This window comes from Alcaligenes sp. AB3 (assembly GCF_031844565.1).
GTDB lineage: Bacteria > Pseudomonadota > Gammaproteobacteria > Burkholderiales > Burkholderiaceae_B > Alcaligenes > Alcaligenes faecalis.
The window spans coordinates 19,158-32,587 of sequence record NZ_JAUZVM010000008.1 but is presented as its reverse complement, the minus strand read 5'-3'; the positions used below and the strand labels follow the sequence as shown (position 1 = coordinate 32,587).

Here is a 13,430-nt window from a genome sequence, read left to right as displayed (position 1 = left end):
ATGGAAGTTGCGTTTGTTGATGATGATGCGGATCTGCGTGCCGCAGTGGTGCAAAGTCTGGAACTGGCGGGCCTGAAAGTGGTGGCCTGTGCCAGCGGGCAGGAGGCCCTGAGCCGCTTGCCCAAGGATTATCCCGGTGTGGTGGTGACGGACATTCGCATGCCGGGCATGGATGGTCTGGCGCTGATGCAAGCCTTGCATGCTCGTGATCCCGAGCAGCCGGTCGTGCTGATTACCGGCCACGGTGATATTGATATGGCCGTGCAGGCCATGCACGATGGCGCTTTTGATTTTCTGACCAAACCCTATCAGGCCGAACGCTTGCTGACGGTGATACGCCATGCCGCCATGCAGCGTAGCCTGGTTCTGCAAAACCGTGCCTTGCGCGAGGAACTGGACGAGGACGGCCAAGGCCCGGCGCTATTGGGTAATTCAGAGGTCATGGTCAATTTGCGCAGCACTTTGCGGCATCTGGCTCAGTCCGATGTGGACGTGCTGGTGGAAGGGGAAACCGGCACAGGCAAGGAAGTAGTGGCCATGTTGTTGCACCGCTGGAGCGCCCGAGCCCAGCATCGTTTTGTGGCGCTGAACTGTGGCGCACTGCCCGAAACCATTATTGAAAGCGAGCTGTTCGGTCACGAAGCGGGGGCCTTCACCGGCGCGCAGCGCAGACGCGTGGGCAGTGTGGAGCATGCACATCAGGGCACGCTGTTTCTGGATGAAATCGAAAGCATGCCCATGATTGCGCAGGTGCGTTTGCTGCGTGTGCTGGAAACCCGTTGCGTGACTCCTTTAGGTTCCAACGAAGAGCATCCGGTCGATATCCGCGTGGTGGCGGCCAGCAAGGTGGATTTGTCCGATCCTGCCCAGCGTGCCAATTTCCGCGCCGATTTGTATTACCGACTCAATGTGGTCACCTTGCGTCTGCCACCGTTGCGAGAGCGCAAGGAGGACATCCCCATGCTGTTCGCCCACTTTGCGGCGCTGGCTGCCAAGAAGTACGGCATGCCGCAAAAGATGCCTGATGCGCGCAGCCTAGCCTATATGCAATCACACCATTGGCCGGGCAATGTGCGCGAGCTGGCGCACTTTGCGCAACGTGAGGTATTGGGTGTGCAGCATCCGGAGATCAAGGAGCTGGACAGCGAGGACTTGAGCCTGCCCGCCCGCATGGAGCAATTCGAGTCGCAGCAGATACGTCAGGCGCTGGCGCGTCACCGTGGCGATATCAAGGCGACCTTGCAGGATCTGCGCATCCCGCGCAAAACCTTTTACGACAAGCTGCAACGGCATGGGATTTTGCGCAGCGACTTTGTGGAAGAGGGGGCGCAGGGCGAGTAAAGACTGGGATAAAAGTGAGCTAGATCGGGGTTTTGCTCAAATTTACGATCAGGCTACATATTCCTCAGGGCAGCGCGCCCATATTGATTGTTGTGCTCCACAATGCGGGTCAGCATATCCATGAATACCTGACGTTGCTTGGTGGTCAGTGGGTCCAGCAGACGTTCCTGTGCCTTGTTCATGCCAGCGCTCAGTCCTTGCATGACGGCCAGGCCAGCCTCGGTAATGTAGGTTTGACGCGAGCGGCGATCATCAGGGTTGACGCGTCGTCCCAGCAGTCCTTTCTCCTCCAGACGGCGGATGACTTCTGCAGAGGTCGTGCGGTCCAGGCCAAGCTCATAGCCTATGGTTGTTTGGTCTAGCCAGGGTGAGCCCATCAGGACGGACAGTACCCCGTGCTGGACAGGGGTGATATCGCTTTTGCATTCTTCGTAGAACATGGCGTAATGGATTTGGTTCAGACGTCGAACCAGAAAGCCGGAACGCGACCACAGCTTTTGCCGGAATAATTCGGCATTTTCTTCTTTTACTGGGCCGAGGGATTCGGCCTCGCCGGATTTCGGTCCTTTCTCTTGCTTTAACTCGGTGTGATTCTTCATGCTTAAGCCAGACATCAAGAGTGTGGTCAGTAAGCTGTGACTTGTGAGGCCCCAGCTTGATGGCAGGATTAGCCCCAAGGGGGCAGTAGTAACAAGGTCGGCGATTATAGGGAAGACAGCGCCAGACTTGGGAAGGCAGGCGCTGGATTCTTATTTTGTATTCGTTTCCACCTGGTGCTGTCCATGCTCAATCTCTCAGTTATTTCCCGACTTGCTGAAAAAATATAATCAGTGTGCTGCTTTATTGATTTTTCTTGGTGAACTATTTTCTTATTTAAATCAAGAACTTGTTGGGCGTTTTAATTGCTGCTTGCAGGCGGCTGATTTGTAGTTGCAGTGGCAATCTAAGCGCCGGGCATGAGGCGCTTAGATTCTCCGTGGTCTTTACGCGGGATCCTTGCGCCCGAACAGTCTTCCCACTCGATAGCGTATCTGCGACCAGAAGGCTTTGAGCCCGATAGATAGCATATTGAGCTCGCCTGCAGCGTCATCATCCTCGCGGCCTCGTGATTGCAGCCTTAGCAGGGTTTGTTGCATCTGGGCCTGTAGCTGTTGGGTTTGAGCGAGCACGGCTTGGGATTGATAGAGGATGGCCTGGGCTTCGATAGTGGAAACTGGCGTGGCAGCTATTGGGGGCATGTTGACAGCTGTACCGCCGGGTGCGGCCGTCATGCCCGGGTGGTTCGGGGGGGCGGGGATATCAGCCCCCTGTGCAGGGGCGGCGTCACCCCGCACCATGCGCGCAAGGTTGCGCTCGAACTGGCCCAGGATCTGTCCAGCTACTTCGGCAATCATGCCGCTGCCGCGTCCATATTGGGCCACAGCTCCTGACAAGGTCAGTTCTGTACTGACCTCCACGTCTGTCCCGCCTTCTGGTGACGGTGTCAGCGCAAAGCTGAAGTCCGAGCTGGCTGAGCCGCGTCCTTTGGGGTCCAGACCGGCGCCACGCAGATAGGCAATGTGGTTTTCCTCGTCGGTGTTGACCAGTTCCGCAGTTCCATCGAAAGAAAGTTTGATCGGGCCGAGTTTGATTGAAACCGAACCCTGGTACTTGTTGCCGTCCAAGACATCAGTCAGTTTGGCTCCGGGCAGGCAGGGCATGATGCGCGGTACATCCAGCATTAGCGCCCATGCCTGATCCAGCGGTAGAGGAATATGAAACCGGTTTTTGAAATTCATGGCAGCTTTCCTGTTTTATTGTGTCGGTTGCGTGGCCTGATCGATCAGTTCCAGTAGTCGCATAGGGCTCAGCGGGAACTCGTTGATGCGCACATTCAGTGGTGACAGTGCTTGCTCCACGGCGGAGATCACGACGGCGGCGACGGCGATGGTGGAACATTCGCCCACGCCTTTGACTCCTAGCGGATTCAAGTGCGTGGGGGAGGGACAGAACAGCACCTCGATATTTGGTACTTCGGGAGCGGTGGGTAGAAGATACTCGGCGCACGTGGTGGACAAAGGCTGGCCTTCGGCGTCGTAGGCCATTTGTTCGAGCAGGGCATTGCCCAGGCCATGGACTACACCGCCGACGACCTGACCTTCCACAATCATCGGGTTGATGAGCGTGCCGCAATCTTGCACAGCCAGATAGCGTGTGATGTGGATAGCGCCAGTGCTGGCATCTACCTCCACTTCACAAGCATGCGTGGACCCGGCATAGGTTTGCTCGTCGCAGTGAAAATGGGCGGTGCTCTCCAGGCCCGGGTCCGTCTTTATAGGCAGGCTGTAGCCCGGCACGCCCTTGAGCTCCATGGCCAGCCTGGCCAGACTGATGGTCGTGGTAGTTGCACTGCTGCTGACGATGCCATAAGAAATATCCAGAGTATCTTGAGGGACCTTCAGGACAGCGGCCGCTGCTAGCAATACTTTATGGCGTAGTTGCCGCGAAGCTTGTTCAACGGCTGTACCGGCCATAATCGCCTGGCGACTTGCGAAACCGCCCATCCCAACGCCGATGTGACGTGTATCGCCGGCGTGAACGTCTATGCCTCCTGGTTCTACCCCGAAATGCGCCGCGCAAATCTGCGCCAGGGAGGTCTTGATGCCTTGGCCCATGGCCAGGGCTCCAGTGAAAACGGCAATCCGGCCTGATGGGAAAATCTTGACGGTGGCGGACTCATAAGGGCCGCGACCCGTTGGCTTGACGGCATTGGCCAGGCTTTGGCCCAGATAACGGCCTTGAGCAAGGGCAGCCTGTCGTCGTTGCTCAAAACCGTCGCGGTCCATCGCCTGCTCTGCCATGGCTTGCATGCGGGGGAAGTCACCGCTGTCGATAACCAGTGGTATACCCGCCCTGGATTTCAGTGGCTTGGTATAGGGAATTTTGGCGGCAGGAATCAGGTTCAGTTCGCGGCAGCGGATGGGGTCCATGCCGATATGTTGCGCAAGCCGATCCATTAGTCTGTCCATGACGAAAGCGGCCTGCGGATAGCCCGCGCCGCGCACGGTAGCGACTGGTACCTTGTTCGTGTAGGCCACGTCAGCAGTCAGACTGAAAGCCGGAACTATATAGGGGCCCGTCATGGATGAGGCTGCGTTGTAGGGGACGTTGGTTCCCTGCGGGGTGTAGGCTCCATGGTCATGGATAAAATTGCCGCGCAGGCCGCGTATGCGCCCGTTTTTATCGGCCGCCAGAGATACTGACCATAATTGGTCGCGCTCCTGAATAGAGGTCAGGAAGTTCTCGCGTCTGTCTTCTACCCATTTGACGGGACGACGCAGCAGGCGGGCGACAGCTGGAATGACGATTTCTTCGGGGTAAATCATGAACTTTGCCCCAAAACCGCCGCCCACATCAGGGGTGATCACACGCAATTGATCTTCGCGGTGGCCCAGCATCAGGGCCAGGGTATAGTGCAGTTCGTGCGCCATCTGGGTGGAAGACCAAACGGTCAACTCGTTGCCGGCAGGGTCCAGTCGCGCAAGCACGCCTCGCCCTTCGATAGGGTGAGCACAGCCGCGGTGGGCTGAAAATGACTCTTCGATGGTGATGTCTGCCTCAAGGAAGGCGGCATCTATATCGCCATAGGCCAGTGTGTAGTTTTGCAGGCTATTGCTTTGCAGCTCGGTGCGTACCACCGGTGCGTTCGGTTCGAGAGCCTGACGCAGGTCAGAAATCGCTGGCAGAACTTCGAAGTCGATAGCCACTAGCGCCGCCGCATCTTCGGCCACGTGGCGGGACTGGGCGACGATCACGGCAATCGCTTCGCCAACGAAGGCAACTTCCTCGCGAGCCAGGACGAAGGGGACGGTATTTTCTGGCAGTACGGCAAAGGCAAAGCCCAATGGCATGCGCCAATGAGTTAATTCGCCCATCAGGTCCTGTGCGGTAAATGCTCCGTGTACGCCGGGTAAGGCCCGGGCGGCCGACAAGTCTATGGAACGAATGCGTGCGTGCGCGTGAGGGCTACGCACAAAGCACGCATGCAATACACCCTCCATGGGGATGTCATCAAGAAATTGGGCCTGTCCGGTTAACAAGGCCTCATCTTCCAGGCGCAGAAAGGAGTGCCCCAGTCCGCAGGCGGCTTGTTCCCGCTGGTGAGGATCATTCATGAGCATGGCTGGCCCTCATGGCAGCAGCGGCTTTCTGTACCGCACGCACAATATTTTGGTAGCCGGTACAGCGGCATAGATGCCCGGAGAGCACGTCTCGTATCAGCTCGGGGCTGGGATCGCTGTGGTTCTCCAGCAGCTCGACGACGGACATCAGGATGCCCGGCGTACAGAAACCGCATTGCAGGGCGTGTAGTTCGCGAAAGGCTTCCTGGATGGGGTGCCAGCAACCTTGCTCATTGGCAAGGCCCTCAATGGTGCGAATATGCTTGCCTTGGGCTTGTACCGCCAGCATCAGGCAACTACGGGCGGAGTGGCCGTCGATCTGCACGGTACAGGCACCGCAGACGCCGTGCTCACAGCCCACATGGGTTCCGGTCAAACCCAAGTCGTGGCGCAGGAAATCGGCCAGATTGACGCGAGGTTCGGCATGGGCTGTCAGGTTCTGGCCATTGATACACAGTGTGATGGGGCGACTGCCCGAAGGAAGGGGATTACTCATGCCGTTGTCCTGTACGAGAGAGCGCTAGCCGCAGGGCGCGCGCGGTATATTCTTTGGCCAATCGCTGGCGATACCAGCCCTGGACATAGCTGTCACTGGAAGCATCGACCTGGCCACATAGTTCAGCGGCCAGTTCAATATCTGAGGGGCTGGCCGGGGTGCCCAGCAGGGCGTTTTCTGCCTCTGTCATACGAAGGGGAAATGCACCTACTCCGCCCAGAGTGATGCTGACGCGACTAACCAGACCTGCTGCGTCCAGCAACAGCAAAGCCGCGCAAGACACGATGGCAAAGTCGCCATGACGACGGGAGAATTCCAGGAAAGCCCAGCCGTGACCGGCGGGCCACGGTTGGACCTGGACGCGAATCAATAGCTCGTCAGCCTGCATGTTGGGAGTCATGTAGGCTGCCGGAAAATCGGCCATTGAAAGTGTTCTTTCTCCACGTGTGCTGGCTACGGTCAACACAGCATCCATCGCCATGCTGACTGTCGGTATTTCGGCAGAAGGGTCCAGCTGACAAAGACTGCCGCCCACTGTTCCTCGGTTACGAGTCTGGCGATGCCCGACGTTGAGGATTGCATCCTTCCAGAGCGGCAGACGTGTTGCCACCAGCTCAGAGAATTCGATGTCGCGTTGTCGTGTCATGGCACCCATCGCGATATCGCCATTCTCTTGCTCTTGCAGGTAGGACAGTTCGGGCAACTGGTTGATATCAACCAGCGTGTCCGGAAATGCAAAGCGCATATTGAGCATGGCCAGCAAGGACTGGCCTCCAGCCAATACACGAGCGTTTTCCTGATTGGCCAGCAACCCCAGTGCCTGAGCCAGCGTTTCGGGGGCGTAGTAATTGAAAACGGGAGCCTTCATGCCGGGTTTGCCTTATATCTTGGAGAGATCCAGCGAGGAGGCCGCGAACAGTTCCTCGGGTTTGACCAGGCGCTGCGACATGCCCTGATCGTGGTGGTACTGCGCAAAGGTCTGGATGGTGTGGCGATTTGCCTCCAGGCCATAGGGCCAGTAGTCCTCTCCCATCAAGGCTTTGGCTTCATTGTGATGGTGCACCATCCACGGAAGGGTGACGGCCAGATGGCACAGCTCGTTCAGTTCATGCACGGCCAGCTCTTTGGCCTTCAGAAAGGACTTGTACACACTGACCGGCAGCCAGGGGTTGTCCTGTACCAGAGACTTGCGGATGCCAACCATATGCATGATGGGGAAGATGCCCGTGCGGCGGAAATAGTCTTTCTCTACTTCCACGTACTCATCTCCGAACAGACGGCCTACATTGGGGGTGTTGCGCAGGAAGCATGAAGGTGCCCGTGCGCCTATGTAGCCATCGATTTCGCCTTTTTCCAACATGTCCGACAAAGTGCGGTCATCCGGGATCTGCTCCAGGCTGATGTCATCTGGCAGGTCAATGGGAGCGCGCTCGCCCCGGCCTGGTTCTTCGATTCCTCCCCGTACCCATTTGATCTGATTGGGGCGGATACCGAACTCATCTTGCAAGATGCCCCGGATCCAGACATTGGCCGTGATCTGGTATTCGGGTACGCCAATGATTTTGCCTTTCAGGTCTTCTGGCTTGCGGATGCGGTCGGTACGCACATAGATGCCGGAATGGCGGAAGACGCGTGACAGAAAGGCTGGAATACCCACGTACTGATTGTCGCCACGCGCGGTAGTCATCATGTGGCTGCTCATGGAGATTTCCGTGACATCGAACTCCTCGTAGCGAAATGCACGATGAAACGCTTCCTCAGGCTCCAGGGATACGACATTGATATCACAGCCCTCAATTCCGACACGTCCATCTTTCAAGGCCAGGGTACGGTCGTAATTGCCAATCGATACGCTTAACTTCAGTTTGCTCATGGTGGATCCTTAGTTGATTGTTAGTCCAATTTTTTGTGCCAATTCGCGAAACCGGTCGATGTCGGCATTGATCATCGCCTGGAACTGGGCGGGGCCGTCGTGGGCAACGGTGTAGCCCAGGCTTGTCAGCTTGGCTTGCACATCTTCGCGCGCAATGATTTTTTCGATCGCCTCGTGCAGTCTTTGCACGACAGGCTCAGGAGTGCCAGCGGGAGCCAATAAACCGTGCCACTGGTTCAGCTCGTAGCCTGGGTAGCCAAGCTCGGCGATCGAGGGCACATCGGCCAGCAGGGGACTGCGCTCTGCCGAGGTCACAGCCAAGGCACGTACCTTCCCGCTTTCAATGAACGGCAGGGTGCTGGACGCAGTGACGAAGGCTGAGCCCACCTGATCACCCATCACATCGTTCAGAGCGCCACCGCAGCCTTTGTAGGGGATATGCGCCATCTCCACGCCTGCTGCTTCGTTGAGCATTTCGCCGGCCAGATGTTGCGGAGTGCCGTTGCCGCAAGAGCCAAAGAACACTTCACCCGGTTTTTCCTTGGCAGCCGTGAGCATGTCTTGCAGTGTCTTGTAGGGCGAGTTGGCCGGCACGATGACGACCGATGGAACAAAGGCGAAGTTGGAGACGGCGGTGAAGTCATTCTTGGGATCAAATGGCAGCTTGTCGAACACGGCCGGGTTGACGGCAAAGGAGCTGTTGACCATCAGCAGTGACTGACCGTCGGCCGGGCGCTGGGCCACCATACGGGCGCCAATATTGCCGCTGGCACCGGGACGGTTGTCCACAATTGCGGGCTGGCCGAGTTGTTCGTTGAAGTAATTCCCGACCAGGCGGGCCAGTAAATCCGTGCCCCCTCCTGGTGGGAAGGTGACGATAATTTCGATCGGTTTATTGGCACTGGCGGTGGCGGGGGCCAGCATTGCACAGCTCAGCAAAAGCCCAGCCAGGGCCAGCAGACGCGGTTGGCGTTGGAACATTGTGTCTCCTCGAGAATCGAGTTCTGTGATTGATTTTTTATGCTTTAATAGTCAGTGCACTGACATAAATATTATTCACAGATTATTTTTTATAGCCTACTAGGGAAAACGAGAAAGTCAGTGTACTGATTTATTTATGTTTTTTATTGCTTATATAAGAAGCCAGTAGCGTAAATTTCAGCTGATTCAAGGCCAAAAAAAAGGAACAGAGCGAAAGCCTGTTCCTTTTTGTCATCATGATGCTTGTTGGCCTCTGATGTTAGCCGTTACTCCTGCATACCCGGAACGATGCAGTTAAAGCCGGCGTCAACGTGCGTGATTTCGCCCGTGATACCGCTGGCCAATTCGGACATCAGGAAGGAGGCGACATTGCCCACTTCTTCGATGGTGACGTTGCGCTGCAAGGGAGCGTGCGTCTCTACGAATTTCAGAATGGTGGAGAAGTCCTTGATGCCGCTGGCAGCCAGGGTCTTGATAGGACCGGCCGAGATGGCGTTGGCACGAATGCCGTACTCGCCCAGAGCGACCGCCAGGTAGCGCACGGAGGCTTCCAAAGCGGCTTTGGCCACACCCATGGTGTTGTAGTTGGGGATGGCTTTCTCAGCGCCCAGGTAGGTCAGGGTCAGCACCGAACTCTTGCGGCCCTTCAGCAAGGGCAGGGCAGCCTTGGCCAGTGCGGGGAAGCTGTAGGCGGAAATGTCGTGGGCAACGCGGAATGATTCGCGCGACAGGCCGTCCAGAAAGTTGCCGGCAATCGCTTCGCGAGGGGCAAAGCCAATGGAGTGCACCAGACCGTCCAGGCCGTCCCAGCGCTCGCCCAGCAAAGCCATGGCTTGTTCGATCTGATCGTCTTCGGACACGTCACAGGGCAGGACGATATCTGTGCCCAGTTCTGCGGCAAAGCCTTCAACGCGTTCCTTGAAACGCTCGCCCACATAAGTCAGGGCAATATCAGCACCTTGTTGGCGACATGCTTGCGCAATCCCGTAAGCAATAGAGCGGTTCGAGAGGACGCCTGTGACCAGGATGCGTTTTCCTTGCAGGAAACCCATGCTGAAAATCCTTTATGTAATTAGTGGGTGGACTTAGCCACGAATATTGGAACCGGGAACACGCAAGCGTGTACCCCTGGAAAGAGAGCTGCCTTTGATATTGTTCAGGCGTCGCAGTTCAGCCACCGAAGTGTCGTACCGTTTGGCCAAGGCGTAGAGTGTATCGCCCTGTCGAACCGTATGGGTACGCACGTTGGCACCGCGACGCAAAACCACGGTATCGTTCTTGCGGTTGACGCTGGCCGTTTGCGTACGAGCACGACGTGTGCTTTGCGCTACCGGCGCGGCAGGTGTGTTGGTCAGAGAGGCCAGTTGCAGGCTGCCTTCACCCAGGGTGGTGCTGGGCACCAGCAGCGTCTGGGCGACCGCCTTGGTGCTCTTGCGGCTCAAGCCGTTAATTGAACGCAGTTGCGACAAGGTAATGCCGTGACGCTGGGCAATGGACAGATAACTTTCGCCGCGCTTGGACTGGTAGGCCTTCCAGTTGCTGAGCTTGCCTTGATAGGCCGCCAGATTGGCATTGAAAATATCTACCTTGTTGGCGGGCAGCAGCAAGGTGCCGCGATCCGCCGGGATCGTGGGGCGATTGTGGGCGGCGTTCAGGGCCTTGAATTCGTCCACGGAGATTTCAGCCAGCTCGGCTGCCAAGGCAACGTCAATATCCTTGTTCTTGCGCACGGCCGTGAAATAAGGCGTGTTGCTGACAGCAGGCAGGGTGATACCGTAACGCTCCGGGTTGGCCACAATATTCTTGATGGCTTGCAGCTTGGGGACGTAATTGCGCGTTTCGTCCGGCATCTTCAGTGATAAGTAATCAACATCCAGGTTGGCTTGCTCGTTGCGCTCCATGGCACGGCGCACGGAGCCTTCACCCCAGTTGTAGGAGGCCAGAGCCAAATACCAGTCGCCCTGGAATTCGTACAAGTACGACAGGTAATCCAAAGCAGCACGGGTGGATTCGACAGGGTCGCGGCGCTGGTCTACCCACCAGTTCTGCTCCAGCTTGTACTGGGTACCGGTGCTGGGGATGAACTGCCACAAGCCGGAGGCGTGGGAGCGGGAGTAAGCCACGGGGTTATAGGCACTTTCCACAAAAGGCAGCAAGGCCAGTTCGGAAGGCAGGCCGCGGGCATCGAGTTCGTCCATGATGTGATACAGATAGCGCGAGGCGCGCTGGCTCATGGTACGGATGGATTCGGGGTGCGAGGCGTAGTAATTGGTCCAGTAATCAACCAGATCGGTATGCAGGTTGGGGATGGAGAATCCCCGGCGCATCCGGTCCCACGCGTCTTTGGGTGGGTGGGTCAGATCAATGGTGCGAGACGTATCGGCGGCAATGCTGGTGGAAGTCTTGGCGGCTTTTTGAGGGCTGACCTTGGGGCCTGTGGCGCAGCCTGCCAGCACGAAAGCGCATAGCAGCGCAAAAAGTCTCATTAGGTTCATTGCGGAATCTTCAGAAATTGTTTTTCCAGTCGCGCAGGCTGGCAAATACCTCGACAGGATTATTCAGGGGCCGGGCGGCATGGCGCTCGGCGGCCTTGATAACAGCAGTCGTCTCGCAACGCAGAAACGGATTGGTAGCCAATTCTGTTTTCAGGGTGGAGGGCACCGTAGGCAAGTTTTGCTGACGCTTGAGATTATCCTGTTCCCAACGTTCATGCAGTTGGGGATTGTCCGGCTCTACCTGTAGAGCCCAGCGTAAATTGGATAAGGTGTACTCGTGCGCACAGCAGATCAGGGTGTCCGATGGCAGTTTCGCCAACTTGCCCAGGGAATCCGTCATTTGTGCCGGGGTGCCTTCAAAAAGACGTCCGCAACCAGCAGCAAACAAGGTATCACCACAGAAAACAAAGGGCTGTTTTACCTCATTTTGACCAAAGTACGCAACGTGTCCGGCGGTGTGGCCGGGGATGTCCAGGACTTCCAGCGTCAGTTCCAGCGCAGGTAATTCGACCTTGTCGGACTGGCCGACACGCACGTCACAGGTGGGCAGGCGCTCGTGGGCCGGGCCCCAGACGCGGGCCGGATGCCTGGCCAGGATATCCATGACACCCCCAACATGGTCACCATGGTGGTGTGTCAGTAAAATGGCATCCAGTTGTAAGGACTCGCGTTCCAGCCAATCCAGAACCGGAGCGGCCTGGCCGGGGTCTACAACCAGGGCGTGACCGTTTCGACTTAAAGCCCATATATAGTTGTCGTTCAGGGCAGGTAGTGGAATCAGGCGAACATCGCTTGGCACAGGCCAGGTAAATGCATTCATCATGGTAGAGGGAGAAAGCGCCAGTGGAGCAGACTTTGAATGATCAATTTGCCCAGTGGTTGGAAACCGTACCGGGGCGATATGTGCGGGCTTGGGAACAAGCCGGAATCGATGCGGAGGTGGTCAACACCTTCGGGTATCATGCCATACAAATTGGATTGCCGCATTGGGACCTCCTGGCGCATAGCCGCATCTCTTGCAAGGTATGCACGGCTCAGGCCGGCGTCTTGCCCGCTCAGCAGAAAAACCTGGTTTATGCCGAACCCGAGCATCTGCCCTTTGATACACAGAGCATTGATCTTTTGATCCTGCCCCATACGCTGGAAAGTGCCAGCGACCCGCATCAGGTATTGCGAGAGGCCGAGCGTGTGCTGGTGCCTGAGGGACGCATCATTCTGACGGGCTTTAACCCTTTGAGTTTATGGGGGGCTCATGACTGGATTCCGGGACTGGAGCGGGGTACGCCGACCTTGCCGGGCGATGTCATGTCTCCCTTGCGGTTGCGGGACTGGTTGAAGCTGTTGTCCTTTGATGTGCAGGGCACGCAGATGGGCTGTTATGCGCCCTTGTGTCGTCAACAGGTTTGGCTGGATCGCTGGTCCTGGATGGAGCAAAGCGGGGCGCGCTGGTGGAGCTTTGCGGGTGCTGTCTATATGATCAGTGCGGTCAAGCGTACGCCTGCCTTGCGCATGGTCGGACCCAAGTGGAAGAAAAACCGTCGGCGTGTGCGTCGGCCTATGGTGGTTGCAGGACGCGCTGCCGATGAAGGAATTAGCAAGACATGACTGATGTTGTCGATATCTGGACCGATGGCGCCTGCAAGGGCAACCCGGGTTTGGGTGGCTGGGGCGCCTTGTTGCGTCATGGTGGACGTGAAAAAGCCATTTGCGGTGGCGAGGCCAATACCACCAATAATCGTATGGAACTGATGGCCGTGATCGAGGCACTAAAAGCCTTGAAGCGCCCTTGTCAGGTGCGGGTGCATACCGATTCGCAATACGTGCAAAAAGGCATGAATGAATGGCTGCCCGGCTGGAAAGCACGCGGCTGGCGAACTGCGGACAAGAAACCCGTCAAGAATGCCGACCTGTGGCAGGAGCTGGAGCAGCAGGCGGCCAAGCATGAGCTGACCTGGTTATGGGTGCGTGGCCATGCTGGCGATCCTGGCAATGAGCGGGCAGATCAACTGGCTAATGAAGGGGTGGAAATAGCCAGGCAGTTATAAGATCTTGGGCAAACTTCAAGCCCGCTGATAGTACTATTA

13 protein-coding genes are annotated in these 13,430 nt (G+C 57.1%); 3 read left to right on the top strand and 10 right to left on the bottom strand.

Annotation, left to right across the window (positions count from 1 at the left end):
* A complete protein-coding gene (locus Q9R35_RS14920; RefSeq protein WP_042486267.1) occupies positions 1-1,341 on the top strand; it encodes a sigma-54 dependent transcriptional regulator in 1,341 nt (446 codons plus the stop codon).
* Between the two features lie 53 nt (positions 1,342-1,394).
* Here the strand turns inward: Q9R35_RS14920 and Q9R35_RS14915 are convergent, their stop codons facing one another.
* The 10 genes from Q9R35_RS14915 to gloB form a co-directional block, all read right to left on the bottom strand.
* Positions 1,395-1,955: a MarR family winged helix-turn-helix transcriptional regulator gene (locus Q9R35_RS14915; RefSeq protein ID WP_042486265.1), complete on the bottom strand. Its 561-nt coding sequence runs from the start codon at positions 1,953-1,955 to the stop codon at positions 1,395-1,397.
* A 369-nt stretch (positions 1,956-2,324) separates the two neighbouring features.
* Positions 2,325-3,119, bottom strand: a complete 795-nt coding sequence (locus tag Q9R35_RS14910) for an SRPBCC family protein (RefSeq protein ID WP_311220059.1) — start codon at positions 3,117-3,119, stop codon at positions 2,325-2,327.
* Positions 3,120-3,134: 15 nt separating this feature from the next.
* Entirely contained in the window at positions 3,135-5,495 is a 2,361-nt protein-coding gene (locus Q9R35_RS14905) for a xanthine dehydrogenase family protein molybdopterin-binding subunit (protein WP_042486262.1), read from the bottom strand.
* Complete coding sequence (locus tag Q9R35_RS14900) at positions 5,488-5,997, bottom strand: (2Fe-2S)-binding protein (RefSeq protein ID WP_063693373.1); 510 nt, start codon at positions 5,995-5,997, stop codon at positions 5,488-5,490. Before Q9R35_RS14900 ends, Q9R35_RS14905 begins: the two co-directional genes overlap by 8 nt.
* On the bottom strand, positions 5,990-6,865 hold the full coding sequence (locus Q9R35_RS14895; protein ID WP_042486256.1) for a xanthine dehydrogenase family protein subunit M: 876 nt from the start codon (positions 6,863-6,865) through the stop codon (positions 5,990-5,992). The genes Q9R35_RS14900 and Q9R35_RS14895 overlap by 8 nt, the downstream gene beginning before the upstream one ends.
* A gap of 12 nt (positions 6,866-6,877) precedes the next feature.
* Positions 6,878-7,870 (bottom strand): ABC transporter substrate-binding protein, encoded by a 993-nt coding sequence (locus Q9R35_RS14890; RefSeq protein ID WP_311220058.1) that lies wholly within the window; start codon positions 7,868-7,870, stop codon positions 6,878-6,880.
* Positions 7,871-7,879: 9 nt separating this feature from the next.
* Positions 7,880-8,851 carry a tripartite tricarboxylate transporter substrate binding protein gene (locus tag Q9R35_RS14885; RefSeq protein ID WP_052695592.1) on the bottom strand — a complete coding sequence of 324 codons (972 nt, stop codon included), beginning with the start codon at positions 8,849-8,851 and terminating at the stop codon, positions 7,880-7,882.
* A gap of 266 nt (positions 8,852-9,117) precedes the next feature.
* The gene (fabI, locus tag Q9R35_RS14880) at positions 9,118-9,903 is read right to left on the bottom strand and encodes an enoyl-ACP reductase FabI (protein WP_045929754.1); all 786 of its coding nucleotides are present in this window, start codon (positions 9,901-9,903) and stop codon (positions 9,118-9,120) included.
* A 33-nt stretch (positions 9,904-9,936) separates the two neighbouring features.
* Complete coding sequence (locus Q9R35_RS14875) at positions 9,937-11,346, bottom strand: transglycosylase SLT domain-containing protein (RefSeq protein WP_045929755.1); 1,410 nt, start codon at positions 11,344-11,346, stop codon at positions 9,937-9,939.
* 10 nt (positions 11,347-11,356) lie between these two features.
* On the bottom strand, positions 11,357-12,166 hold the full coding sequence (gloB, locus tag Q9R35_RS14870; RefSeq protein ID WP_063693438.1) for a hydroxyacylglutathione hydrolase: 810 nt from the start codon (positions 12,164-12,166) through the stop codon (positions 11,357-11,359).
* A 23-nt stretch (positions 12,167-12,189) separates the two neighbouring features.
* Between gloB and Q9R35_RS14865 the strand changes: the two genes are divergently transcribed.
* Both Q9R35_RS14865 and rnhA read left to right on the top strand, forming a co-directional pair.
* Positions 12,190-12,951: a class I SAM-dependent methyltransferase gene (locus Q9R35_RS14865; protein ID WP_045929756.1), complete on the top strand. Its 762-nt coding sequence runs from the start codon at positions 12,190-12,192 to the stop codon at positions 12,949-12,951.
* Complete coding sequence (rnhA, locus tag Q9R35_RS14860) at positions 12,948-13,391, top strand: ribonuclease HI (protein ID WP_022983314.1); 444 nt, start codon at positions 12,948-12,950, stop codon at positions 13,389-13,391. The genes Q9R35_RS14865 and rnhA overlap by 4 nt, the downstream gene beginning before the upstream one ends.
* Positions 13,392-13,430: the final 39 nt, after the last annotated feature.